Raw genomic sequence first — 23,177 nt, 5'->3', positions numbered from 1 at the left:
CGGGACGCCCCGTAACACCTTCCGGCCGGCGGAGCCGTGCGCGCGGCGGGAGTCCGGTCCCCCCACACCTCGCTCCCGTCGCGCGCCGCTCCACCCGTCCGCGGCCGTCGGCCGCTCAGTGCGCCGAGGTCGCCAGGTACGCGTCGATCTCGGCGCTGATCCGGGCCGCCTCGGCCGGGGCCAGGAACGCGGCGTCCACCGCGTCGCGGGCCAGCGCGGCCACCCCGTCCGGGCCGAGCTTCAGCAGCCGCGCGGCGACCACGTACTCGTCGTTGAGGGTGGTGCCGAACATCGGCGGGTCGTCGGAGTTGATGCTGACCGGCACGCCCGCGGCCACCAACTGCGGCAACGGGTGCTCGTCCAGGCTGGCCACCCCTCGGGTCCGCACGTTGGAGGTCGGGCAGACCTCCAACGGGATCCGCCGCTCGGCGAGGTGCGCGAGAAGCGCCGGGTCGAGCACGGCGGAGATGCCGTGGCCGATCCGCTCGGCCCCCAGCTCGCGCAGCGCGTCCCAGATCGTCTCCGGGCCGGTGGACTCACCGGCGTGCGGCACCGAGCGCAGCCCGGCCGCCCGCGCCTGGTCGAACCAGGGCTNCCGTCCGGGCGCTGGTCGAGCGCGATCCGCAAGGTCTGCTCGGCGGCCGGCAGCCCGGCCTCGCCGGGGATGTCGAAACACCAGCGCAGTGCGATGCCGAAGTCGGCCTCGGCGCGCTTGCGGGCGTCCTCGATCGCCTCGCAGAACGCCGGCGCCGGGATGCCCCGGTGCACATGCGAGTACGGCGTGACGGTCAGTTCCGCGTACCGGACCTGCTGGCGCGCCAGTTCCCGGGCCACCTCGTGGGTGAGCAGCCAGACGTCGTCGGCGTCCCGGATCAGGTCCACCACGCTCAGGTAGACCTCGATGAAGTGGGCGAAGTCGCGGAACGCGAAGTAGTCGGCGAGCGCCTCCGGGTCGGCGGGCACCGGGCTGCGCCCCTCGTGCCGGGCGGCCAGCTCGGCGACGGTCCGGGGCAGGGCGGAGCCGACGTGGTGCACGTGCAGCTCCACCTTGGGCAGTCCGGCGATGAAGGTGGGCAGGTCGGTCACGGGTTCTCCTCTGCGCAAGGGCCGGTACGGGCCACCACGAAGATCCGGCGGAACGGGAAGTACACCTGACCCTGCCGCACCGGGTACGCCTCGGCGAGGCGTACCCCCAGCTCGGCCCGGAAGCCGGCCCAGCCGGCGGCGTCCAGCGCGGCGCGGACCGGGCGCAGCGCCGTGCCCTCCATCCAGGTCAGCACCGGGTGGTCCGGGCCGGCGGTCGGCAGCAGGTGCACGTAGGTAGTCTCCCAGGCGTCCACCGCGCAGCCCGCGTCGGTCAGCAGCGCGGCGTAGCCGGTCGGCTCGTCCACCGGGGCCTCGCGCAGCAGGCCGGCGAGCGGGTCGCGCCACCGGTCCCGCGCGGCGACCTCGTGCAGCGCTCGGTGCGAGGGAGCGGCGAAGTTGCCCGGCACCTGGAACGCCAACCACGCGCCGGCCGGCAGCTCGGCGGCCCAGCGTACGAGCAGGTCGCGGTGGTCCGGCACCCACTGGAGCACCGCGTTGCCGAGCAGCACGTCCACGTCCGGGGTCGGCCGCCAGTCGCGGACGTCGCCCACGGCGAAGGTGACCGGGGTGTCCAGCGCGGTGGCCCGCGCGATCATCTCCGGCGCGGAGTCCAGGCCGGTGATCCGGCTGGCGGGCCAGCGGTCGACGAGTGTGGCGGTGAGCGTGCCGGGTCCGCAGCCGAGGTCGACCACCGCACGCGGCTGGGTGGCGGCGACCCGGGCCAGCAGGTCGTGGAAGGGGCGGGAGCGCTCGTCCCGGTAGCGCAGGTAGGTGCTCGGATCCCACATGCGGCCTCCAAACCGTACGTCCGTCTTGTTGGACCGTACGGGCCGCCGCGCGCCGGAGCAACCCGCTGACTAGGCTCGACCGGGTGGAACAGCGCAGCTTCGACCGGCTCGGCCGGCACGTCGGCATCATCGGACTCGGCGCCTGGCAGCTCGGTGCCGACTGGGGCGAGGTCAGTGAGGACGCCGCGTTCGGCGTGCTGACCGCCGCGGTCGACGCCGGCGTCACCTTCCTGGACACCGCCGACGTGTACGGCGACGGCCGCAGCGAGCAGCTCATCGGGCGGTTCCTGCGTGACCGTCCCGGGCACGGGCTGACCGTCGCCACCAAGATGGGGCGCCGGGTGCCGCAGACGCCGGAGGCGTACACGCTGGAGAACTTCCGGACCTGGACCGACCGGTCCCGGGCCAACCTCGGCGTCCAGACGCTCGACCTGGTGCAGTTGCACTGCCCGCCCACCGCGGTCTTCGCCGACGACCGCGTCTTCGACGCGCTGGACACGCTGGTCGCCGAGGAGCGCGTCGCCGGGTACGGGGTGAGCGTGGAGACCTGCGACCAGGCGCTCACCGCCATCGCCCGGCCCGGCGTGGCCAGCGTGCAGATCATCCTCAACGCGGTCCGGCACAAGCCGCTGGAGCAGGTCCTGCCGGCCGCCGCGGCGGCCGGGGTGGGCATCATCGCCCGGGTCCCGCTGGCCAGCGGCCTGCTCTCCGGCCGGTACGACGAGCACACCACGTTCCCGGAGGACGACCACCGCAGCTTCAACCGGCACGGTGAGTCGTTCGACGTCGGCGAGACGTTCTCCGGGGTCGACTACGACCTCGGTCTGGCCGCCGTGCGCCGCCTCGCGCCGCTGGTCGGCGGCGAGCGCACCATGGCCCAGTTCGCGCTGCGCTGGGTCCTCGACCAGCCCGGCGTGACCGTGGTGATCCCCGGCGCCCGCTCGCCCGAGCAGGCCCGGGGCAACGCCGCGGCCGCCGGCCAACCGGCACTGTCCGAGGTGGAGCTGGCCTCGGTGCGAGCCACCTACGACGAGCTGATCCGGCCGCAGGTGCACGACCGGTGGTGATCCGGGCGTCGTCGGAGGGGGCACGATGAGGGGTTGGTTCCGGCTCACCATGGGGCTGCTGGCCGTGGTGCTCGGTGCACTCTGGACCGTGCTGGGGCTCGGCTACGTGGAGAGCAGCGCGCTGGCCGACCAGCGGATCTGGGCGGTGGTCGGCCCGGCGCTGGTCCTGATCGGACTCGTCGCGCTCTGGTACGGCATGCGGGCCCGGCGGCGCTGAGGCCGTCCGCGCCGGAACCGGGACCGGAACAGGGNGATGCGGGGCTTCACGCACCGGCCGGCGCGGCCGGTGCGGTGTCAGCTCAGATGGGGCGGACCTGCTCGGCCTGCGGACCCTTCTGACCCTGGGCGATCTCGAACTCCACCCGCTGGTTCTCCTCCAGCGTGCGGTAGCCGCTGGTCTGGATGGCCGAGAAGTGGACGAACACGTCAGCACCCCCGCCGTCGACGGTGATGAAGCCGAAGCCCTTGTCAGCGTTGAACCACTTCACGGTTCCCTGCGCCATGTGCAACTCCTTCTAAAACTGGCGGCCGAGCACGCCGTGCGGCCGATTGGCCGTTTTCGAGCAGCGGCGCCTGAGTCGGCCCCCCAATGCAGGGAACGTTCCTCAACCCACGCGTCTCGCAACAGCGTGAGACAGCAAACCACGTACGCAAAAACTTCGCACAGCCTAGCGGAGGAAATTCTCCGACATGTGACCTGACGGTCGCGCAAGGTCGCCGCGCGGGTTGGTCCGGGCGCGCGAAAAGCCCCTCCCCCAGGCGGCGGGGAAGGGGCTTTCCTGCGTGTCGGCTCAGTCCGGCCAGTGGCCGGTCAGCCTGCGCACACCGACCGCGCCGCCCCGGTCCACGGCGGCCCGGACCGCCGAGAAGATCGCGCCCTGAAGGGCGGCGGCGGCCAGCACCTCGCCCCAGCCACGGTCCTCGTCGGTGGCGCTCGGCGCGTCACCGTCGCCCGCTGTCAACTTCCAGACCTGTCGGAAAATCATCCCGGCGACCGCGCCGGCGGCCAGGCCGAGCACCACCCCCACCGGCCGGTACGCCGCCTTGCCGATCTTGCTGCTCACCTGCGCCTCCCTCGGACCACCAACAGCACCACCGCGGTCACCACGGCGCCGGCCGCGACGGCCGCCCACGGCAGCGGGCCGCGCCCGACCGCCCCACCCCGGTCGTACGCCTGCACCCGGACCAGCCGAGCCCGTTGGGCCGTACGCTCCCGCACCCGGGCGACGGTCAGCGCCGCCTGCTCGCGCACCCGCGCCTTGGCCTGCTCGGCGGAGTGCCGCACCAGCGCCTTCGGGTCCGCCCGGGCCGCCAGCAGTTCCATCGTCTCACCGAGTTCCACCCGCGTCCGGCGGATCTCCTCGCGGAGCGCCGCCACGTCCCCGGTCCCGTTGCCGGTCATGCCCGCCTCCCGTCCTTCACCGCGGCGGTGACCGTGTCGACGTCCGCCCGGACACTGCGGACCGCCGCCTCCGGCACCGGCGGGACGGCACGGCTGACCTGCTTCTTGCCCACGAGCGCCAGGATCCCGGCGAGCAGGAACAACGCCACCGCCACGATCAGCGCGGCCAGCCACGCCGGCATGACCAGCGCCAGCAGCAGGATCGCGGTGGCGACCAGCGCACCGGTGCCGTAGAGGGCCATCACCCCGCCGCCGCCGAACAGACCGATTCCGATCCCGGCGTGCTTGCCCTTCTGGGTCAACTCCGCCCGGGCCAGCGCCAGTTCGTCCCGCACCAGGCGGGTGACCTGCTCGGTGGCGCGTTGCACCAGCTCCGCGGTGGACGGCTCGGTCCCGGTCCGGGACGTGCTGCGACTCGCGACGTCAGCCATGCTGTCCTCCTTTCATCATCACCGCGCTGTATGCCCGGAGTCGCCGCCCGTCAATCCTGCGCGGGGCGGCCGGTCGGCCCGGCCGCGCGCCGCCGGATCCCGGCGTCGGGTGGCCGGATCCGGGGCGTGCGCAGCAGGTCCCCCGGAACCCCGCCGATCAAACCCACCGGGCCCGAGACTTCGCGAACCGACACCGCCGGGCGCGCTCAGCGGCGCGCGTCCGCGTGGTCCTCCCGACCGACGAACACCTCGCTGCGGGCGTCGCCGTCGTCGCTGCCGCCGAAGACCCGCGCGTCGTCCGGGGCCTCGGTGTCGGCCGGCCGGCGGGTCGCCCGGCGGGGCTGCACCACCTGCCAGGGCAGCGGGCCGGCGGCGTCGCCCACCTCGGCGCGCAGCCGGGGCAGGGCGGTCGGGCGGTGGTCGCGTACCCAGGTGACCAGGTGCTCGCGGACCAGGCAGCGCAGGTCCCAGAGGCTGCCGGCGTCGGCGGCGCTGACCAGCGCGCGGACCTTGACCATGCCGCCGGTGGCGTCGGTGACCTGGAGCACGCAGACCCGGCCGTCCCACAGCTCGGTGCCCTCGCAGAGCCGGCGCAGCTCCTCCCGCATGGCCTGCACCGGGATGGCCCAGTCCAGGTCGAACTCGGCGGTGCCGAGCACGGCCGCCTCGGTGCGGGTCCAGTTCTGGAACGGTTTGCTGGTGAAGTACGACGTGGGCAGGATCAGCCGCCGGTCGTCCCAGATCTGCACCACCACGTAGCTGAGCGTCAGCTCCTCGACCCGGCCCCACTCCCCCTCGACCACCACCACGTCGTCGAGGCGCACCGCGTCGCTGAACGCGAGCTGGAGGCCGGCGAAGACGTTGCCGAGCAGGCTCTGCGCGGCCAGCGCGGCGACGACACCGACCACGCCGGCGGAGGTCAGGACGCCCGCGCCGACACCGCGTACGGCCGGGAACGTCATCAGCATCACGCCGACGGCGAGGATCACGATCACCGCGATGGTGAGCCGGCGCAGCAGCACCACCTGGGTGCGTACCCGCCGGGCGTGCCGGTTGTTCGGCACGTCCACCCGGAACCGGGCCAGCGCGGTGTCCTCCGCCACCACCAGCAACGACGCCACCAGCCAGGCCGCGGCCGCGATCATGGTCAGCACCAGCGTGTGCAGGACGATCTTGCGCCAGGGGCTGCCGACCGCGTAGAGCGTGCTGAACCGGACCGCGAGTTGCACGGCGACCACGGTCGCGGCGACCTGGAACGCGCGGTGCGAGTGCTCGGTCAGCTCGGTCATCAGCAGCGACCGGCGGCCGAAGCGGCGGGTGACCCGGTGCACCACCTGGACCAGCACCAGCGCGACCGCCGCCGCGGCAAGCGCGGCGACGACGGTCACGAGATAGCTCTGCACGGAATGCTCTCCCTCCGGCCCGTCGGGAATCGGGCAAAGGCCCAATGGTGCCCGGCGGTCCGGGTATCGACCAGGCTCAGATCAGACCTTCCGGTAGCGGGACTGGAAGAAGCAGTAGACGCCGAATGCGGCGATGCCGAGCGCCATGAGCGCCAGCAGCCACGGGCCGTACGCCTGCTCGCGCAGCGTGCGCAGGGCGGCGTCCAGGCCGCGTGCCTTCTCCGGGTCGTACTTGACGGCGGCGACCACGACGAGCAGGCCGGCGATGGCGAAGACCGCGCCCCGGGCGGCGTACCCGGCCATGCCGAGGCGCTGGGTCAGCCGGCGCGTCTTCGGGCTCATCTCGCCGATCTTGAGGTTGCGCTCGAACTTCTTCTTGAGACCGTAGACGATCATGCCGATGCCGACCGCGGCCAGCACCAGGCCGGCGAGCCCCACCAGCCAGCGGCCGCCGTCGGAGGCCATCAGCTTCTCGGAGAGCTGCTGCTGCTGGTCGGAGGCGTTGGCGCTGGCGTCCTGGACGACCTTGATCGCGGTCCAGCCCAGCCAGACGAAGACCACGACCCGGACGACCGAGGCGACCCGCTCGAAGGTCCGCTCCTTGCCGGTCCTGGACTGGTGGCCGACCAGCGCCTCGGAGGCCTGCCAGATCGCCATGGCGAAGAGGCCCACGGCCATCGCGATCAGGATGAACTTGCCCAGCGGCTGCTCGCCGAGCGTGCGCAGGGCGCCGTTCTGGTTGCCCTCCTCGCCGGAGTTGCCGAAGGCGATCTGCAGCGCCAGCCAGGCGAAGAGAAGGTGCACGATGCCGTAACCGATGAAGCCGGCACGGGTCAACAGTTCGAGCCACCGGCTGTTCTTGGCCTGCGCGGCGGTGGCTCCGGCGTTCCGGGTGAGAGACATGCGCCCTGAATCACCCGACGGGCGGTTTTCCAAACGTCGCGCCGGCCCCCCGACCGGCCGAAACAGGTCAGCCGTTGGGGTTGCGGGCGACCCGGATCACGACCTGTTGGTCGGTGACGCTGTCCAGGCTGACCTGGAAGCCGCCGACCTCGGAGGCCTGCTGGCCGACGGTGAGCGAGAGCTGCTCGCCGGCCACCTCCACGGTGACCTGGTCGTCCTGTGCGCCGACCAGCTTGGCCTCGACGCCGAGGATGGTGGCGCTGGCCTCCACGCCACGGTCGAAGCTGATGGTGCAGGCGTCCAGGCCGCAGTCGGTGTCGGCGCCGTTCGAGCTGCACCCGGCGAGCAGCGCGGCACCGAGGGCGAGACCGGCGAGCATCCCGGCGGCGCGGCGGGCGGGGGTCGGGGTGAGGGCGGCGCGTCGGTTCGTCACCTCCACAAGGGTACGGGCCGAGCGCCACCGCCACCGCCGGCCCGGCCCCCGGGGCCTGGCGCGCTAGGGTGCGGGGATGGGTCTTGATGTCGCCCGGGTGCGGGGCCGCTACCCCGCGCTCGACGAGGGCTTCGTCCACTTCGACGGTGCCGGCGGCACCCAGACCGCCGCGCCGGTGATCGAGGCGGTGGCCGACGCCATGCGTGGCGCGATCGGCAACCGCAGCACCGCCTTCGCCCCCGGCCGACGCGCCCTGGAGCTGGTCGCCGGGGCCCGGGCCGCGGTCGCCGACCTGCTCGGCGCGGACCCGTCGGGGGTGGTGCTCGGGCCGAGCGCCACCGCGCTGACGTACACCCTGGCCCGCACGCTCGGCGCGACCTGGCGCCCCGGTGACGAGGTGGTGGTCTCCCGGCTGGACCACGACGCCAACGTCCGCCCGTGGGTGCAGGCGGCCGAGGCGGCCGGGGCGACGGTGCGCTGGGCCGAGTTCGACCAGGCGACCGGCGAGTTGCCCGCCGAGCAGTACGGGGACCTGGTCACCGGGCGTACCCGGCTGGTCGCGGTGACCGCCGGCAGCAACGCGATCGGCACCGCGCCGGACGTGGCGGCGATCGCCAAGACCGCGCACGCCGCCGGCGCGCTGGTCTGCGTGGACGGGGTGCACTCGGTGCCGCACGGCCCCACCGACCTGGCCTCGCTCGGCGCGGACGTGCTGGTGACCAGCGCGTACAAGTGGTCGGGGCCGCACCTGGCGGCGATGGTCGCCGACCCGGCGCGGTGGGCGGCGTTACGGCCGGCGAAGCTGCTGCCGTCCGCCGACACCGTCCCGGACCGGTTCGAGTACGGCACTCCCAGCTTCCCGTTGCTGGCCGGGGTGACGGCGGCGGTGGACCACCTCGCCTCGCTCGACCCGGCCGCGACCGGTGGCCGGCGCGAGCGGGTACGCGCCGGCCTGGCCGCCGCCGCGTCGCACGAGGAGACCGTCTTCGCGCGGCTGCTCGCCGGGCTGACCGCCCGTCCCTTCGTGACCGTGTACGGCGCACCGGCCCGGCGCTGCCCGACGGTGTCGTTCCGGGTGGCCGGGTGGACCCCGGCGGAGACCGCGGCGGCGCTGGGCGAGGCGGGGTTCTGCCTCTCCTCGGGCGACTACTACGCCTACGAGTACTTCCGGGCCATGGGCCTGCGCGACTCCGGTGGCGCGGTACGCGCCAGCGTCTACCACTACAACACCACCGACGAGGTGGACCGGTTGCTGGCCGAACTGGACCGGCTGGCCGGCGGCGGGGAGAGGATGGTCCGGTGAGCTTCCTGGTCGAGGAGAACCCCGCCAAGCACCGTTTCGAGATCCTGGTCGACGACGCGTTGGCCGGCTTCACCGCCTATCTGCCGCGCGGCGAGGTGCTGGTCTTCACGCACACCGAGGTGGACGACCGCTACCAGGGGCAGGGCGTGGGCGCGGCGCTGGTGCGGGGCACGCTGGACCAGGTCCGCGCCCGGGGCGGCCGAGTGGTCCCGCGCTGCCCGTTCGTGGCCGCGTTCATCGAACGCCACCCCGAGTACGCCGACCTGGTGGTCGACGCGCCCTGAGGCCCGGTCCGACCGGGGGACCTCCCCGCCCGGTCGGACCGGGAGTTCAGCGGGCGCCGGCCAGCAACTCGGCGGCGGCCCGCGCCGCCGCCGCGGTGGCGCCGTGGGTGGCCAGGTGCACCGCGCCGGTGACCAGCTCGGGCACGCCCAGCTCGACCACCACCGCGTCGGGGCGGGCGGTCAGCGCCCGGTCCACCGCGTCCCGCATCCAGTCGTGGCGGTGCAGGTCCCGGACGACCAGCACCAGCGGCCGGTCGGCCGGGCCGGCGGCCGGCTCGGCGGGCACGGCGTCGGCGGCGTAGCGGGCGGTGGTGGTGCCCGGCGTCAGGCTGGTCAGGGGCGCGGCGATCCCCCAGGGCGTCTCCTCGCCGATGGCGATGTTGCGCGGCGGCGCGAACTCCACCACGTGCGCCGGAGCGGCCAGCGGCAGCAGTCCGGCGTCGCCGGTGACCCGGACCGCCCGGCGGGCGGCGGCCAGGCCGATCGGGGACCCGCCGTCGGCCGGTCGGCCGGCGGTCCGGTGGGCGCGGGCGGCGACGCTCCACGAGGCGAGCTGACCGACGCGTTTGGCCGCCTCGGCCAGTCGTTCCTCCGGCAGTTCCCCGCTGTGCACCGCGGCCACGATCGCGTCGCGCAGCTCCCGGGCGTCGGCCTCGGTGGCCCGTTCCCCGCCCACGCAGATGGCGTCGGCGCCGGCGGCGAGCGCGCGTACCGCCGCGCCGGCGAAGCCGTACCGGTCGGACACCGCCCGCATCTCCACCGCGTCGGTCACCACCACGCCGTTGAAGCCCAGCTCCTCGCGGAGCAGCCCGCCCAGGATGCGCGCGCTGAGGGTGGCCGGCAGCTCCGGGTCGAGCGCCGGCACGAGCAGGTGGCCGGTCATCACGGCCTGCGCGCCGGCCGCCACCGCGGCGCGGAACGGGGCCAGCTCGACCGCGTCGAGGCGGGCCCGGTCGCCGCCGATGCGCGGCAGGTCGAGGTGGGAGTCGAGGTGGGTGTCGCCGTGCCCGGGGAAGTGCTTGGCGCAGGCGGCGACGCCGCCGGCCTGGAGGCCACGGATCCAGGCCGCGGTGTGGCGGGCGACCAGGTCCGGGTCGGCGCCGAAGGAGCGCACCCCGATGACCGGGTTGGCCGGGTTGGAGTTGACGTCGGCGTCCGGCGCGTAGTCGAGCGTGACGCCGACCGCGGCCAGCTCGGCACCGAGGTCGCGGGCGACCTCCTCGGTCAGTGCGGGGTCGTCGACCGCGCCGAGGGCGAAGTTGCCGGGCCGGGAACTGCCCCGGGCGGACTCGATCCGGGTGACGTCGCCGGCCTCCTCGTCGATCGCCACGATCACGTCGGGCCGCTCGGCACGCAGGTTCGCGGTCAGCGCGGCGACCTGTTCGTGGTCGACGACGTTGCGGGCGAACAGGACCACCGAGCCGAGCCCTTCGCCGAGCCAGCGGCAGACCCAGGGTGGCGGGGTGGTGCCGAGGAACCCGGGTTGCAGGACGGCGGCGGCGAGCGCCGTCAATTCTCCGGTCGCTCCCACGATCCGCTCGCTCCTCGCGCTCACGCTTGTCGTACCCCCGTCTCCCCCACGGACCCGCCGGGACCGGCGGGTGCTGTCATGGTCACACCGCGCAGCCAAATAGTCAACAATCCTTACTGTTAGCCGCTGGCGTCCCGGGACGGCCCGTGGGAGAGTTCGTCCATGTCCGTCCTGCCGCTCGCCGACGCCAGCAGCGCCGCCGACATCCCGGGCGTACGCCTGCTCGGCCTGGTGGTCGGCGCCCTGTTCCTGCTGATCGCCATCCGGGCGATGTTCCGCCGCTGAACCCCGGCACCGGGTGCGGCGGGGCGACGGTTTCGGTGCCGGACGCCGGGGGTAGCTGTGGCGGTTGATGAACCTGACCACGCACTCCACGAATCTGCGCCGCGCGGCGAAGAACCTCTTCGGATGGACCGCGCTACGGCCCAACCAGTTGGCCGCCATGCGCGCCGTCATGAAGCGCCGCGACGCCCTGGTGGTGCTGCCCACCGGCGCCGGCAAGTCGGCGATCTACCAGATCCCGGCCAGCCTGATCCCCGGCCCGACCGTGGTCATCTCCCCGCTGCTCGCACTCCAGCAGGACCAGATCGCGGCGCTCAACGAGCGCCAGCGTCCGGAACTGCGGGCGGTGCGGATCTCCTCGGACGAGAGCGCCGCCCAGCAGGCCGCCGCGATCGAGGAGATCCGGGCCGGTCGGGCGGAGTTCCTCTTCATCACGCCCGAGGCGTTGAGCAACCCCGACCGGCTCGCCGAGGTGCGCTCGCTGGCCCCGGCGCTGGTGGCGATCGACGAGGCGCACTGCATCTCGGCCTGGGGTCACGACTTCCGCCCGGACTACCTGGCGCTCGGCCACCTGATCGACGGCCTCGGCCGGCCCCCGGTGGTCGCGTTGACCGCCACCGCGTCCCCGCCGGTCCGCGACGACATCGTCGCCCGGTTGCGGCTGCGCGAGCCCGAGGTGGTCGTCTCCGGGCTGGACCGGCCCAACCTGTTCCTGGAGGCGGCCCTCTGCCCCACCGAGGACTACCGGTGGCGGCGGCTGATCGCACTCCTGCGCGACGACGAGCGGCCGGGCATCATCTACGTGCCGACCCGACGCTCGGCCGAGGAACTGGCCGGGCGACTCACCGACGCCGGTTTCCCGGCCGAGTTCTACCACGGCGGCATGGCCACCGGGGCGCGGCACGAGCTGCACGAGGCGTTCCTCGCCGACCAGGTCCCGATCATGGTGGCCACCTCGGCGTTCGGCATGGGCATCGACAAGCCGAACATCGCCTGGGTGGTGCACATGGCGCTGCCCGACTCGCCGGACAGCTACTTCCAGGAGATCGGCCGGGCCGGCCGGGACGGCTCGCCGGCCCGGTTGCTGCTGCTGTGGCGGGCCGAGGACATCGGCCTGCAACGCTACTTCAGCGGCGGGCTGCCGGATGAGAAGGAGTTGTGCGAGCTGGCCGCGGTGCTGCGGAGCAAGGCGCGCACCCGCAAGGAACTGCGCGAGCTGACCGGGCTCGGCCCGCGCAAGCTCGGGCAGTACCTCGCCCTGCTGGAGCAGGTCGGCGCCGCCGAGCCCCGCGCCCGGCAGCGCGTCGGCGCACCCCGGTACGCCCCGGAGGCCGCCGAGGCCGCCCGGGCCGCACTCGCCGAGGCCGAACGGCAGCAGACGCTGACCCGGTCCCGGACGGACATGATGCGCGCCTTCGCCGAGACCACCGGCTGCCGCGGCCAGGCCCTGCTGGCGTACTTCGGCGAGCAGATGCACGAGGTCTGCGGGCACTGCGACAACTGCCACGCCGGCACCAGTGTGGCCGGCGACGGCGCGGTCGGCCCGTTCCCGGTGCACAGTCAGGTCCGCCACGCCGAGTGGGGGTCCGGCCTGGTGCTCAGCTACGAGGAGGACCGGATGACGGTGCTCTTCGACGAGGTGGGCTACAAGACGCTGTCCGTGCCCGTGGTGTCCGAACAGGGCCTGCTGGCGCTGGACTAGCCTGACCCGGGCACCGTCGCGGTGCCCGTCGACAACGACGACCACGGCGAGAGGGGCCTGATCGTGATCGAGCAGCCGGCGTACACCCGGTTCGGTGTGTCGGACGAGGAGTGGGGGCTGCTGGTGGGGCTGCCGCAGTCGGTGCTCACCGCGGCGGCCGCCGCGGAGTCCGACGGCACCCGGCGCACCATGGCGGAGAACGCCGCCGGGCTGGAGACCATCGCCGCGGGCCGCGAGTCGGCGAGCCCGCTGGTGGCGGCCGTGGCCGGCGAGGTCGTCTCCCGGGTGGGCGACCCGGAGGCCGGCGCGGAGCTGCCGGTGATCACGCCGGACGACCCGGCGGCGATGATCGAGGACGTGCTCGCCCGGGCCGGTCAGGCGTCCGCCCTGCTCACCGGCCGGGTGGACGAGGGGCAGGCCGGCGCGTACCGGCACTGGCTGGTGGAGATCGCCGAGCAGGTGGTGGGCGCCGCCTCCACCGGCGGCATCCTCGGCATCGGCGGGGACGTGGTGAGCGACTCCGAGCGCCGGTTCCGGGACCGGCTTTCGCAGGTGCTCAACGACTGAGGGATAATGACGTCCGCCTATGACGGACGTCACGCCCACGGGCTGCCACCTGCCGGCCCCGTGGGGCGTCGTGTTCGTGGAGGCACGACGAACCACGGGGGTCGGTCATGGACACAGCGATGCAACCGCAGATCTTCGACACGGCGCCGCTGCCCGCCGCCGACCGCTTCGGGATGTGGCTGGACATGCTCGCCCGCACGCCGGGGCTGATGCGGGTCCGCACCGAGCACGCCGACAATTTCCTGGCGCGGGCGGAAAGCCTCGACCTGGGCGCGATGCGGGTCATCCGGCACCGCTATCCCTCGTTACAGGGGATCCGGACCCGGGAGCTGATCCGACGCTCCGACGCGGACTGCTACGCGCTCACGCTGACCCTCGCCGGCACCGGCGTCGCCGGCCAGGGCGGGCAGCGTGGCATCTGCCCGCCCGGCGACTTCACCTTCTACGACTGCGCCCGCCCGAAGGAGATCAGCCACCACAGCGACGGGGGCGGGGACCAGCCCGCCAGATCGATTTCGGCGTTCATCCCGTACGAGGCGCTGCCGCTGCCCCACCGTCGGCTGACCCCCCTGTTCGGCGGCCGGATGTCCGGCAGCGGGGGCATCGGCGCGCTGCTGGCCGACTTCCTCACCCGGCTCACCGGCCGACCGGAGCAGTACCACGCGACGGACGCCGACCGGCTCGGCGGCATCGGCCTCGACCTGGTCGCCACGCTGCTCGGCCGCCACCTCGTCGCCGACGACGCGGTGCCCACCGAGGTGGGGCGTCGCGCCCTGCTGGCCCAGGTGCGCGCCTACGTCCGGCAGCACCTCGGCGACAGCACGCTGGGCCCGGGCACGATCGCCGACGCGCACCACATCTCGGTGCGCTCCCTGCACCGGCTCTTCGAGGCGGAGGAGACCACGGTCGCGGCGTACATCCGGGACGAGCGGCTGGCCCGGTGCCGCCGTGACCTGGCCGACCCGGCGCTCGGCGACCGGTCGATCCAGGCCATCGCCGGTCGCTGGGGGTTCCGGGACAAGGCCCACTTCAGCCGGGTCTTCCGGGCCGCGCAGGCGGAGCCGCCGCAGGCGTACCGGGCGCGTCGGCTGGAACAGGCACGGATCGTCAACGCACCGGCATCCGGAGTCAACCCGGCGCGAACATACTGATCACGGGCCGCCAGCGGAGACGGTGGAGGTCAACTGGTAACGGGGGGCCGGGGCGTGGCGCCCGCGGTGGTTCCGGCCGCGGGCGGCCGCCCGGTGCCCCCTCGCACCCCGCACGGGCGGCAACCCGGTTCCGGTCCCGTCGTTCCCCCCGGTCCGGCGGGGCCGGTCGGGCCGCTCAATCGGCCTCCTCCTCCAGCAGCGTCAGGACCGACTTCTCCACCGCCTCACGCGGCATCTCCGGCGCCACCGGCGCCAGCACCCCGTCGTGGTAAAGGTCGACCACGCGCGGGTCCACATACGACGTACGGGCCACCGTGGGGGTGTTGCCGAGCAGTTCGGCCACCGAGCGCATCACCGCCGCGACGGCTCGTTTCCGGGCGGTGGCGCTGCGCTGCGGGCCGAGCGTCGCCAGCTCGGCGGCGGCCAGCACCGTGGCGTGCCAGGTGCGGAAGTCCTTCGCGGTCATCTCCCCGCCGCTGGCGTCGCGCAGGTAGTCGTTGACCTCGTCGCTGCGCACGTCGCGCCAGGCCCGCCCGTCCCAGTAGCCGAAGAGCCGCTCCTGGGCGCGCCGGCGGCGGCGCAGGTGGAGCAGCACCTGACACAGCTCCGCGTCCTCGACCCGGCGGACCTGTTCGACGCCGCCCTTGGCCGGGAACTCGAAGACCACGCAGCCGCCCCGGGACCGGGCGTGCTCGGGACGCAACGTGGCGACGCCGAACGTCGGGTCCTCGCCGGTGGCGTACTGGTCGCTGCCCACCCGGAACGCACCCATGTCGAGCAGCCGGGCCACGGTGGCCAGCACCCGCTCCCGCCGCAGCCCGCGCAGGGCCAGGTCGTGCGCGACCCGGTCGCGCAGCGCCGGCAGCCGGTGGGCTACCTCCAGCACATGGTCGAACTTGGCCTCGTCCCGCTTCTGCCGCCACCGCGGGTGGTAGAGGTACTGCTTGCGGCCGGCCGCGTCGATGCCGGTGGCCTGGATGTGCCCGTTCGGGTAGGGCGAGATCCACACGTCCCGCCAGGCCGGCGGGATGACCAGCTCGCGCAGGCGGGCCAGCTCGTCGGCGTCGCGCACCGGCTCGCCCTTCGCGTCGAGGAAGAGCCAACCCTTGCCGCGCCGCCGGCGCCCGTACCCGGGCCGGCCCGGGTCGCTACGCCGCAACCGCACCGGAGATCCGTTCCACCTCGGCCACCGCCGCCACCACCTCGTCGATCCCGATCGCGTCGAGAACCGGGTGGATTCCCACCCCGTCGGGATACCCCGAATCCGGGTCGGGTCCGGCGTCATCCGTGTCGCCCAGCACCCGGTGCCGGGGCCGGTCGGCCGGCGGGCCCCAGTGGGCCGCCGGCACCGGTCCGAACAACACCACCGAGGCGGTCCCGTAGCCGGTCGCCAGGTGGGCGACGCCGGTGTCGCCGCTGACCACCAGGCGGGCGTCGGCGACCAGCGCGGCCAGCTCGACCAGGCCGGTCCGGCCGGCCAGCACCGCCCGCGACGGCAGCCCGGCGGCCCGGGCCACCTGTTCGGTCAGCGCCCGCTCGCCGGCCGAGCCGGTGAGCACCACCCGGTGTCCGCGCGCGGCCAGCGTCCGGGCCAGCCCGGCGAAGCGGTCCGCCGGCCAGCGCTTCGCCGCGACCTTGCCGCCCGGGTGCAGCACCGTCACCCCGGCCGGTACGCCGGCACCGACCGGTCGTCGCAGCGCCAGGTCACCGGCGTCGGCCGGCAGGCCGTACGCGTGCAACAGCCGGCACCAGCGACGCACCTCGTGCTCGTCGGCGTTCCAGGACGGACCCTCGGGGTGACCGGCCGACGGGTTGCGGTAGGCGAGCAGCCGCCCCGCCCCGGTGGCGGCCAACGCCCGGTGCGACTGCGGTCCCCGGCCGTGCAGGTTCACCGCCATCTCCGGCGGCGGCCCGGTCCACCGGATCCGGTCGGGTCCGGCGGTGGGCAGCACCCGGTCGACCGCACCGGTCAACTCCGCCAGCGGCGCCAGCCACGCCGGGGCGGCCAGCACCACCTCCCGGCCGGGCAGGCCGGCGCGCAGGCCCCGCAGCGCCGGGACGGCCGTGGCCAGGTCGCCGACGCCGAGTGCCCGCAGCACCAGGATCACGGGTACGAGGACTCCTGCTCGGCGCAGACCACCATCTCGCGGATCGCGCAGCCGGCCGGCTGGGAGAGCGCGAACATGACCGCGGCGGCGGTGTCGGCCGGCTCGTTGAGCACGGCGTCCGGGCCGGGCCGGTAGCGCGCGTCCCGCTCGTCGAAGAACGCGGTGCGCATGCCGCCGGGGATCAGCAGGGTCACGCCGACCGCGCCGGCCAGCTCGGCGGCGAGCGCCCGGGTGAAGCCGACCACCCCGAACTTCGCCGCGCAGTACGCGGTCGCGTCGCCGACCGCCTTGACACCCAGCGTGGAGGCGACGGTGACGATCGTGCCGCGGGACGCCTCCAGCCAGGGCAACGCGGCCCGGATCACCGCCGCGGTGGCGAGCAGGTCCACCGTGACGATCCGCTCCCAGGTCTCCGCCGGCACGTCGGCCAGCTTCCCGGGCACGTCCATGCCGGCCGCGGTGACCACCGCGTCCAGCCCACCGGCGCGTTCCGCGAGGTCCCGGGTGGCGGCCTCGGCGGCACGGGTGTCGGCCAGGTCGCACTCGACCCAGGGCACCCCGTCCGCGGGCGGCTGCCGGTCCAGCACGACCGGCCGCCCGCCGGCCCGGATCACCGCCGCGACCACCGCCGCGCCGAGGCCGCTCGAACCGCCGGTGACCAGGACGGTGGGACCGGCACCGGGAGGTCCGCCGCTCATGGTGCCTCCCACCGGTCGGCCCGGGTGCGTCGCTCGCTCATCGTGCTCCCCTCACCCCACGCCGGAGGCCCGCTCCGGGCCGGCCCGCGCCGTCGTCGCGGCCGGCCGAGCCGGCACGGGCCGCCGCGATCATGTCGGTGGTGGAGCGCCCGTCCAGGTACGGCACGACCACCGTGTGCCCGCCCCAGCGGGCCAGGATCTCCGACTCGGGCAACGTCTGGGTCCCGCCGCCGCTGGCGTAGTCGCCGCCCTTGACCCAGATGTCCGGGCGCAGCCAGGACAGCGCCGCGTGCGGGGTCGGCTCGTCGAAGATCAGCACCGCGTCGACGCAGCCCAGCGCCGCGAGCAGCCGGCCGCGGTCGCCCTGCGGCACCACCGGACGCTCCGGCCCCTTCAGCCCGGCCACGCCGGTGTCGGAGTTCAGGCAGACGATCAGGCAGTCGCCGAGCTGCCGGGCCGCCTGGAGGGTCGCCACATGCCCCGCGTGCAGCAGGTCGAAGCAGCCGCCGGTGGCCACCACGGTGCCGCCGGCGGCGCGTACCCGGGCCACCACCTCGCCGGCGGCCCCGGCGCCGATGCGGTCCCCGCCGCCGGTGACCACCGTGGGGGCGACGGCCCGGACCGGTGGCGGCAGTGCGGCGGCCACACCCCCGTCGGCCACGTACGCGGACGCCTCGGTGACCGCCTCCTGCACCGCCTCGGAGACCAGCGCGCCCCGGGCCAGCGCCAGGGTGGCCGCCGCCGCGAACCGGTCCCCCGCGCCGCAGGTGTCCCCCTCCGCGGCCGGCGCGGGCACCACCAGCGGCGTGGAGCCGGCGTGGCAGAGCAGCGCGCCGTCCCCGCCCAGGGTCACCGCGACCGCGCCGGCCTGCCAGCGGCGGCGCAACGCCTGTGCGCTGCGGGACGCGGCGGCCAACCGCGACCCACCCGGCGGCGTCTTGGCCAACTCCCGGGCCTCCGGCTCGTTCGGGGTGGCCAGGTGCACGCCGGGCACGGCGGCCGGGCCGCGTGGGTGCGGGTCCCACACCACCGGCGCCCGGGTCGCGGCGAGCGCGGCGCGCAGCGCCGGGTGTCCGGCGACGCCCCGGCCGTAGTCGCTGACCAGCACGGCGGACGCGGCGGCGAGCAGCCGCAGCACGGCCTCGCTCGGCTCCCCCGGCACGCCCGTCGCCCCACCCCGGTCGTGGCGCAGCAGCACCCGGCCCCGGGCCCGCAGCCGGATCTTCTCCGGGGTGGCGCCGGTCAGCGGAAGCGCGTAGAGCTGCACCCCGGCGGCGGCGAGCAGGGTGCCGAGCCGGGCCCCGCCGGCGTCGTCGGCGACGGCGGTGACCAGGGCGACCTCGGCGTCGAGCGCGGCCGCGAAGACCGCGGCCAGGCCGGCCCCGCCGGGACGGTCGACGGCGGTGGTCTCGTCGAGCACCGGCACCGGGGAGTCCGGGCAGAGCCGGTTGACCAGCCCTTCCACGTCCCGGTCCAGCAACGTGTCACCGAGCACCACGACCGGTCCCGCCATGCTCGCCCTCCTCATCGGGCCCGCACCCTCGGATCCGGGTCGTCGAGCACCACCTCGACGCCGGTACGCACCGGGTCGACCGGAGTCCGGGCGGCGAGCACCGCCGGCAGCGTCCGGTCGACGTACTCGCAGAGCACGTGCACGGCGACCAGATGCAGCTCCTGCACCACCTGGCCGTCCGGTGAGTCGACGGCGAGCCGCTCGTGACAGAGGTCGGCGAGCGGGTTGGGGGCGGGACCGGTGAAGGCCCAGCAGCGCAGGCCGGCGTCGCGGCCGGCGCGGGCGGCGGCGAGCAGGTTCGCGCTGGCGCCGCTGGTGGACATCAGCAGCAGCAGGTCGTCGGGGCGGCCGTGGGCGCGGACCTGCCGGGCGAAGACCTCGTCGAATCCGTAGTCGTTGCCGATGGCGGTGAGGGCGCTGGTCTCGGCGTGCAGGGCGATGGCGGAGAGGGGTTCGCGGTCGTCGCGGAGCTTGCCGACGAGTTCGGCGGTGAGGTGCTGCGCCTCGGCGGCGCTGCCGCCGTTGCCGGCCACCAGCAACCGGCCGCCCGCGGCGAGCCGGTGCGCCACCTCCCCGCCCCAGCGGGCCAGCAGGTGCTCCGCCTCGCGCAGCGGCAGCAGCGCGGCGGCCAGCCGGGTCAGGTGGTCCTCCAGCACCGTCCCGCCGGGCGCCGGCGCGGCCGCCGCCATCAGGCGACCACCCGGGTGGGCCGGCGCACGGTGGCCACCTCGCCGTACAGCTCGCCGAGGCGGTCGGCCGCGGCGGCCCAGGAGTACCGGGTGCGGGCCCGCTCCAGGGCCGCGGCGGCGTAGGCGAAGCGGCGGATCCGGTCACCGAGCAGACCGCGGATCGCCGCGCCGAGCGCCGCCGGGTCACGGGCCGGCACCAGGTCGCCGGTGCGCCCGGGCACCACCGTGTCGATCAGTCCGCCGACCGCGGTGCCGACCACCGGTACGCCGCAGGCCATCGCCTCCAGCGGGGTGAGGCCGAACGGCTCGTACCAGGGGGCCGCGACCAGGACGTCGGCGGAGCGGTACCAGCGGCCCATCTCCTCCCGGGGCACCGCGCCGACGAGGCGTACCCGGTCGGCGATGCCGAGCGAGTGGGCCAGCGCCCGCAACCGCAGCGCGTACGGGTCGGTCTCCAGCAGCCCGGCCGGCGGCCCGCCGACCACCACGCACTCGGCGTCCGGCACCAGCGCGGTGGCGCGGACGACGTCCTGGAAGCCCTTGCGCTCGACCAGCCGCCCGACGGTGAGGATGCGGGTCCGCCCGCCGTCGGTGTCGGCGACCGGGCCGAGCGGGGTGAAGGTGGACAGGTTCACCCCGGACGGCACGACCGTGATCCGGGACCGGGGCACCCCCATCCGGACCAGCTCGGCGACCTCGTCCTGGCACTGGGCCACCACCCGGTCCACCGAACGGCCCAGGGTCCGCTCGTGGTCGATGCGGCCCGGCGGGCTGGTGTCCTGGACGCCCTGGTGCCGGCGCTTGACCGCGCCGAGCGCGTGGTACGTCTGCACCACCGGCACACCGACGCGCCGGGCCGCCGCGAGACCGGCCAGCCCGCTCATCCAGAAGTGCGCGTGCACCACCTCTGGCTGCCAGTCGCCGGTGCGCCACCGGTCGGCCAGCCAGTCGGAGAACGCCGGCATGTACGGCAGCAGGTCGTCCTTGGCCACCGGCTCGGCCGGGCCGGCGGGCACATGCGTGACCTGGTACCCGTCCTCCGCCTGGACGGTCGCCGGCAGGTCCACCGCGTCGCGCCGGGTGTAGACCCGGACGTCGTGACCGGCGGCCGCGAGCGCGGCGGAGAGCTCGGCGACATGCGTGTTCTGGCCACCGGCGTCCTCGCCGCCGAGGACGGCGAGTGGGCTGGCGTGCTCCGAGATCATCGCGATGCGCATGGTTCCTCCTCCAGCAGCCGGTCCCAGTCGGCGAGGAAACGCTCCAGGCCGTAGCGGTCGCGGGCGGCGGACCGGGCCGCGGCTCCGGCCCTCCGGGCGGCCGCCGGGTCGTCCAGCAGGCCCCGGGCGGCGTCGAGCAGCGCGTCGACCCGGGTGGAGAGCGCACCGGCGGCGGGCGGCACCGCCTCCACCGCCTCGGTGGTGGCCAGCGCCACCACCGGCATGCCCATGGTCATCGCCTCGATGAGGCTGAGCCCGAGCGAGGTCCAGCGGCACAGGTGCAGGTACGCGCGCCGCTTCGCCAGTTCGGCGTGCATGGCGTGCTGCGGCACGTCGTCGTGGCCGGTCAGCCGGTCCTCGGGCAGTCCGAGGTGGGCGGCGAGTCCGGCCACCTGCATGCCGTAGACGTCCAGCGGCGCCAGCGCGGCGAACCGGGCGAGCAGGTCGGTGCCGGTGACCCGCCAACGGCGTACCGGCTCGTTGATCACCACGGCGAGGCGGTCGAGTTCGCCGGTCCATTCGACGGCGGGTGCGACGACGCCGTGTTCCACCACGGCGGTGCGGGTGGCACCGTTGTCCCAGAACAGCTCGTTGAAGTACGTGACGTGGGTGAGCAGCAGGTCGTCCCGGTCGGCCATCGGGTGCCGGGTGGCGGGCACGTCGCCCTTGGGGGTGTTGTGCTCGACGTAGACCGCCGGCAGGTCCCGGCCGGGCCGGCGGCCCAGCCACTCGGCGGCCAGGTCCAGTTCCTCCGGGCGTTGCAGGACGACCACGTCGACGTCGGTCCGGCGCAGCTCCTCCGGGGTCACCTCGACCGCGCTGTCCGGCCACCGATAGGTCCGGGCCCGGCCCCGGCCGTAGGGGCCCCGGTCCGGGGTCACCGGCACCAGGTAGCGGTGCTTGCCGTGCACGAACGAGGTGGTCCACGAGCCGTGCACATGCCAGAGCAGGACGTTCATCCGGCCACCCCGCCCAGGACGGGCGCCGGCTCCGCGGCGGGCACCCCGAGCAGCCGCAGGGCGTCCAGCACCCGGCCCGGCTCGACGGCGCTGAGGCAGGGGTGCCCGGGGACGGGGCAGGCGGTGGCGCGGCTGTCCCGGCAGGGCGCTCCGGCGTCGCCGAGCCGGACCGTCGGCACCCGGTAGGGCCCCCACTGGCCGAACGGGACGGTCGGGGCGAAGAGGCTGACCACCGGCACGCCCAGCGCCGCGGCCAGGTGCGCGGGGCCGGTGTTGCCGACCACCAGTGCGGCGCCCCGGGCGATCAGGGCGGCCAGCNGGTCAGCTCCCGCTCGTCGGGCCCACCGGTGACCACCACCCGGTATCCGGCGGCGCCGAGCACCCGGACCACCCGGACGGCCAGCTCGACCGGGCAGGCCCGGGTCTCCACCGAGGAGCCCGGGTGCAGCACCACGTAGCCGGGCGGCCCGGCGGCGGCCGGGACCGGCGGCAACCGGTCGGTGCGCAACCGCAGCCCGGGTTCGTCGTGGCTGGGCAGGGCGAAGCCGGCGGCCGCGGCCAGGGACAACGCCCGTTCCGGCTCGGGTACGCCGACCGGGACCCGGTGGCGGACGTCGAGCAGGGCCCCGGGGTAGTCGTCGCTGATCGCGCTGATCCGGGGTACGCCGGCCATCCGCAGCAGCAGGGCCAGCGGCAGCGGCGACTGGTGGAAGGAGGTGAACACGACCGCCTCGTCGGCGCGTACGGTGGCGAGCCGGTCGGTCAGCGCCCGGATGGCGTCGGGGTCGACCGGCGGGGCCGGCGCGTCGATCCACGGCAGCGGCCACTCGACGATCTCGTCGACGCCGGGCAGCAGCTCGGCCGCGGCCCGGCCGCGTGGTCCGCACAGCAGCACCACCCGGTCCGCGCCGGCCGCCACCGCCCGGATCCCGGGGCCGGTGACCAGCACGTCGCCCGCCGCGTCGCTGCGTGCCACCAGCACCGTGCCCCGGCGCGGGCGACGCGCGGGCAGCGGCGCGGCCACCAGCCGCATCCGGGTCAGGATGGTGTTCACCGCGTCCGGCAGGTCGGCGGCGACCGTGGGCGCGGCGGCCACCTCGGCGGCCCGGGTGGCCGGCGTGGGCACCATGACCGAGGCGGCGCCGGCCGCCGCCGCGGCGGCCATGTCGGCGCCGATGTCACCGACCAGGACGCACCGGGTCGCGCTGGTGCCGAGCGCGCGGGCGGCGGCGTGCACCAGTCCCGGCGCCGGCTTGCGGCAGGCGCAGCGGTCCGTCTCCGCGTGCGGGCAGATCTGCCAGCTGTCGAACGGTCCGAGCAGTTCCTCGACCCGGGCGTTGACCCGGTGCAGATCGCGGGCGGTGAAACAGCCCCGGGCCAGCCCGGACTGGTTGGTCACCACGGCCAGCCGCAGGCCGGCCGCGCGCAGCCGGTCCAGCGCCTCCCGGGCACCCGGCACCGGCCGGACCTTCTCCGGGTCGCCGTTGTACGGCACGTCCTCCACCAGCGTGCCGTCCCGGTCGAGCAGCACCGCCTCGTACAGGCCGGGCGGGAACCGGTCAGCATCCGGGTCAACCCCGGCTGACCTGCACTGATCCCGCTCGTGGTCCCGTCGCACGGGCGGCGGGTTCCCGACCCCCCGAGGAGTAAACGTCGATGT

General features: G+C 75.1%; 24 protein-coding genes and 2 pseudogenes. 8 read left to right on the top strand and 18 right to left on the bottom strand.

What is annotated here, in order from left to right:
• Nucleotides 1-115: 115 nt before the first annotated feature.
• Nucleotides 116-1,086 (bottom strand): annotated as a pseudogene (add, locus tag B1205_RS12305) (adenosine deaminase).
• On the bottom strand, nt 1,083-1,874 hold the full coding sequence (locus B1205_RS12300; protein ID WP_089155713.1) for a trans-aconitate 2-methyltransferase: 792 nt from the start codon (nt 1,872-1,874) through the stop codon (nt 1,083-1,085). The pseudogene add and the gene B1205_RS12300 overlap by 4 nt, the downstream one beginning before the upstream one ends.
• An 83-nt stretch (nt 1,875-1,957) precedes the next feature.
• Between B1205_RS12300 and B1205_RS12295 the strand changes: the two genes are divergently transcribed.
• Nucleotides 1,958-2,941, top strand: coding sequence for an aldo/keto reductase (locus B1205_RS12295; RefSeq protein WP_089155712.1), 984 nt, complete (start codon nt 1,958-1,960; stop codon nt 2,939-2,941).
• A 25-nt stretch (nt 2,942-2,966) separates the two neighbouring features.
• Nucleotides 2,967-3,158: a hypothetical protein gene (locus B1205_RS12290; protein WP_089155711.1), complete on the top strand. Its 192-nt coding sequence runs from the start codon at nt 2,967-2,969 to the stop codon at nt 3,156-3,158.
• 82 nt (nt 3,159-3,240) lie between these two features.
• On the opposite strand, the gene B1205_RS12285 is transcribed toward B1205_RS12290, so the two are convergent.
• From B1205_RS12285 to B1205_RS12255, 7 genes are all read right to left on the bottom strand, one after another.
• Nucleotides 3,241-3,444 (bottom strand): cold-shock protein, encoded by a 204-nt coding sequence (locus B1205_RS12285; protein ID WP_007075740.1) that lies wholly within the window; start codon nt 3,442-3,444, stop codon nt 3,241-3,243.
• Between the two features lie 288 nt (nt 3,445-3,732).
• Nucleotides 3,733-4,005, bottom strand: a complete 273-nt coding sequence (locus B1205_RS12280) for a DUF4235 domain-containing protein (protein ID WP_089155710.1) — start codon at nt 4,003-4,005, stop codon at nt 3,733-3,735.
• Complete coding sequence (locus B1205_RS12275; RefSeq protein WP_089155709.1) at nt 4,002-4,343, bottom strand: DUF3618 domain-containing protein; 342 nt, start codon at nt 4,341-4,343, stop codon at nt 4,002-4,004. The genes B1205_RS12280 and B1205_RS12275 overlap by 4 nt, the downstream gene beginning before the upstream one ends.
• Nucleotides 4,340-4,774: a phage holin family protein gene (locus tag B1205_RS12270; protein ID WP_089155708.1), complete on the bottom strand. Its 435-nt coding sequence runs from the start codon at nt 4,772-4,774 to the stop codon at nt 4,340-4,342. Before B1205_RS12270 ends, B1205_RS12275 begins: the two co-directional genes overlap by 4 nt.
• Before the next feature lie 206 nt (nt 4,775-4,980).
• Nucleotides 4,981-6,177 (bottom strand): mechanosensitive ion channel family protein, encoded by a 1,197-nt coding sequence (locus tag B1205_RS12265; protein WP_089155707.1) that lies wholly within the window; start codon nt 6,175-6,177, stop codon nt 4,981-4,983.
• A gap of 81 nt (nt 6,178-6,258) precedes the next feature.
• Nucleotides 6,259-7,080: a DUF1206 domain-containing protein gene (locus B1205_RS12260; protein ID WP_089155706.1), complete on the bottom strand. Its 822-nt coding sequence runs from the start codon at nt 7,078-7,080 to the stop codon at nt 6,259-6,261.
• Nucleotides 7,081-7,147: 67 nt separating this feature from the next.
• Nucleotides 7,148-7,513 carry a hypothetical protein gene (locus tag B1205_RS12255; RefSeq protein ID WP_089155864.1) on the bottom strand — a complete coding sequence of 122 codons (366 nt, stop codon included), beginning with the start codon at nt 7,511-7,513 and terminating at the stop codon, nt 7,148-7,150.
• Nucleotides 7,514-7,589: 76 nt separating this feature from the next.
• Between B1205_RS12255 and B1205_RS12250 the strand changes: the two genes are divergently transcribed.
• A complete protein-coding gene (locus B1205_RS12250) occupies nt 7,590-8,816 on the top strand; it encodes a cysteine desulfurase-like protein (protein ID WP_089155705.1) in 1,227 nt (408 codons plus the stop codon).
• Nucleotides 8,813-9,100, top strand: a complete 288-nt coding sequence (locus tag B1205_RS12245) for a GNAT family N-acetyltransferase (RefSeq protein WP_089155704.1) — start codon at nt 8,813-8,815, stop codon at nt 9,098-9,100. Before B1205_RS12250 ends, B1205_RS12245 begins: the two co-directional genes overlap by 4 nt.
• A gap of 46 nt (nt 9,101-9,146) precedes the next feature.
• On the opposite strand, the gene B1205_RS12240 is transcribed toward B1205_RS12245, so the two are convergent.
• Nucleotides 9,147-10,631 (bottom strand): glycoside hydrolase family 3 protein, encoded by a 1,485-nt coding sequence (locus B1205_RS12240; RefSeq protein ID WP_441338470.1) that lies wholly within the window; start codon nt 10,629-10,631, stop codon nt 9,147-9,149.
• 162 nt (nt 10,632-10,793) lie between these two features.
• Here B1205_RS12240 and B1205_RS31320 point away from each other — a divergent pair, with 162 nt between their 5' ends.
• From B1205_RS31320 to B1205_RS12225, 4 genes are all read left to right on the top strand, one after another.
• Nucleotides 10,794-10,916, top strand: a complete 123-nt coding sequence (locus B1205_RS31320; RefSeq protein WP_254909877.1) for a hypothetical protein — start codon at nt 10,794-10,796, stop codon at nt 10,914-10,916.
• A gap of 67 nt (nt 10,917-10,983) precedes the next feature.
• The gene (locus B1205_RS12235) at nt 10,984-12,615 is read left to right on the top strand and encodes a RecQ family ATP-dependent DNA helicase (protein ID WP_089155702.1); all 1,632 of its coding nucleotides are present in this window, start codon (nt 10,984-10,986) and stop codon (nt 12,613-12,615) included.
• Nucleotides 12,616-12,678: 63 nt separating this feature from the next.
• Nucleotides 12,679-13,182, top strand: coding sequence for a hypothetical protein (locus B1205_RS12230; protein WP_089155863.1), 504 nt, complete (start codon nt 12,679-12,681; stop codon nt 13,180-13,182).
• Between the two features lie 119 nt (nt 13,183-13,301).
• A complete protein-coding gene (locus tag B1205_RS12225) occupies nt 13,302-14,333 on the top strand; it encodes a helix-turn-helix domain-containing protein (protein WP_254909876.1) in 1,032 nt (343 codons plus the stop codon).
• 175 nt (nt 14,334-14,508) lie between these two features.
• On the opposite strand, the gene B1205_RS12220 is transcribed toward B1205_RS12225, so the two are convergent.
• The 8 genes and pseudogenes from B1205_RS12220 to B1205_RS12185 all read right to left on the bottom strand — a co-directional run bounded on the left by B1205_RS12220 (nt 14,509) and on the right by B1205_RS12185 (nt 23,060).
• Nucleotides 14,509-15,498 (bottom strand): DNA topoisomerase IB, encoded by a 990-nt coding sequence (locus B1205_RS12220; RefSeq protein WP_089155700.1) that lies wholly within the window; start codon nt 15,496-15,498, stop codon nt 14,509-14,511.
• Nucleotides 15,482-16,441, bottom strand: coding sequence for a glycosyltransferase family 9 protein (locus B1205_RS12215; protein ID WP_089155699.1), 960 nt, complete (start codon nt 16,439-16,441; stop codon nt 15,482-15,484). Before B1205_RS12215 ends, B1205_RS12220 begins: the two co-directional genes overlap by 17 nt.
• Nucleotides 16,438-17,139: an SDR family oxidoreductase gene (locus B1205_RS12210; RefSeq protein WP_089155698.1), complete on the bottom strand. Its 702-nt coding sequence runs from the start codon at nt 17,137-17,139 to the stop codon at nt 16,438-16,440. Before B1205_RS12210 ends, B1205_RS12215 begins: the two co-directional genes overlap by 4 nt.
• A gap of 37 nt (nt 17,140-17,176) precedes the next feature.
• Entirely contained in the window at nt 17,177-18,652 is a 1,476-nt protein-coding gene (locus B1205_RS12205; RefSeq protein ID WP_089155697.1) for a PfkB family carbohydrate kinase, read from the bottom strand.
• Nucleotides 18,653-18,663: 11 nt separating this feature from the next.
• Entirely contained in the window at nt 18,664-19,341 is a 678-nt protein-coding gene (locus tag B1205_RS12200; protein ID WP_089155696.1) for a D-sedoheptulose-7-phosphate isomerase, read from the bottom strand.
• Nucleotides 19,341-20,558 (bottom strand): glycosyltransferase, encoded by a 1,218-nt coding sequence (locus B1205_RS12195; protein ID WP_089155695.1) that lies wholly within the window; start codon nt 20,556-20,558, stop codon nt 19,341-19,343. Before B1205_RS12195 ends, B1205_RS12200 begins: the two co-directional genes overlap by 1 nt.
• Entirely contained in the window at nt 20,543-21,517 is a 975-nt protein-coding gene (locus B1205_RS12190; RefSeq protein ID WP_089155694.1) for a glycosyltransferase, read from the bottom strand. The genes B1205_RS12195 and B1205_RS12190 overlap by 16 nt, the downstream gene beginning before the upstream one ends.
• Nucleotides 21,514-23,060 (bottom strand): annotated as a pseudogene (locus tag B1205_RS12185) (HAD-IIIA family hydrolase). The gene B1205_RS12190 and the pseudogene B1205_RS12185 overlap by 4 nt, the downstream one beginning before the upstream one ends.
• Nucleotides 23,061-23,177 lie beyond the last annotated feature (117 nt).

The organism is Micromonospora sp. NBS 11-29, from assembly GCF_002140155.1.
Classification (GTDB): Bacteria; Actinomycetota; Actinomycetes; order Mycobacteriales; family Micromonosporaceae; genus Micromonospora.
Note: the sequence above shows the minus strand (reverse complement) of the source record. Positions and strands in the feature narration are given on the sequence as shown.

Excerpts from the sequence above, each read along its gene's own strand:
- B1205_RS12225 (WP_254909876.1), top strand. The coding sequence starts at position 13,302 with ATGCAACCGCAGATCTTCGACACGGCGCCGCTGCCCGCCGCCGACCGC.
- B1205_RS12195 (WP_089155695.1), bottom strand. The coding sequence starts at position 20,558 with ATGCGCATCGCGATGATCTCGGAGCACGCCAGCCCACTCGCCGTCCTC.
- B1205_RS12290 (WP_089155711.1), top strand. The coding sequence starts at position 2,967 with ATGAGGGGTTGGTTCCGGCTCACCATGGGGCTGCTGGCCGTGGTGCTC.
- B1205_RS12235 (WP_089155702.1), top strand. The coding sequence starts at position 10,984 with ATGAACCTGACCACGCACTCCACGAATCTGCGCCGCGCGGCGAAGAAC.
- B1205_RS12250 (WP_089155705.1), top strand. The coding sequence starts at position 7,590 with ATGGGTCTTGATGTCGCCCGGGTGCGGGGCCGCTACCCCGCGCTCGAC.
- B1205_RS12300 (WP_089155713.1), bottom strand. The coding sequence starts at position 1,874 with ATGTGGGATCCGAGCACCTACCTGCGCTACCGGGACGAGCGCTCCCGC.
- B1205_RS12205 (WP_089155697.1), bottom strand. The coding sequence starts at position 18,652 with ATGGCGGGACCGGTCGTGGTGCTCGGTGACACGTTGCTGGACCGGGAC.
- B1205_RS12260 (WP_089155706.1), bottom strand. The coding sequence starts at position 7,080 with ATGTCTCTCACCCGGAACGCCGGAGCCACCGCCGCGCAGGCCAAGAAC.
- B1205_RS12285 (WP_007075740.1), bottom strand. The coding sequence starts at position 3,444 with ATGGCGCAGGGAACCGTGAAGTGGTTCAACGCTGACAAGGGCTTCGGC.
- B1205_RS12210 (WP_089155698.1), bottom strand. The coding sequence starts at position 17,139 with ATGAGCGGCGGACCTCCCGGTGCCGGTCCCACCGTCCTGGTCACCGGC.
- B1205_RS12275 (WP_089155709.1), bottom strand. The coding sequence starts at position 4,343 with ATGACCGGCAACGGGACCGGGGACGTGGCGGCGCTCCGCGAGGAGATC.
- B1205_RS12270 (WP_089155708.1), bottom strand. The coding sequence starts at position 4,774 with ATGGCTGACGTCGCGAGTCGCAGCACGTCCCGGACCGGGACCGAGCCG.
- B1205_RS12190 (WP_089155694.1), bottom strand. The coding sequence starts at position 21,517 with ATGAACGTCCTGCTCTGGCATGTGCACGGCTCGTGGACCACCTCGTTC.
- B1205_RS12200 (WP_089155696.1), bottom strand. The coding sequence starts at position 19,341 with ATGGCGGCGGCCGCGCCGGCGCCCGGCGGGACGGTGCTGGAGGACCAC.
- B1205_RS31320 (WP_254909877.1), top strand. The coding sequence starts at position 10,794 with ATGTCCGTCCTGCCGCTCGCCGACGCCAGCAGCGCCGCCGACATCCCG.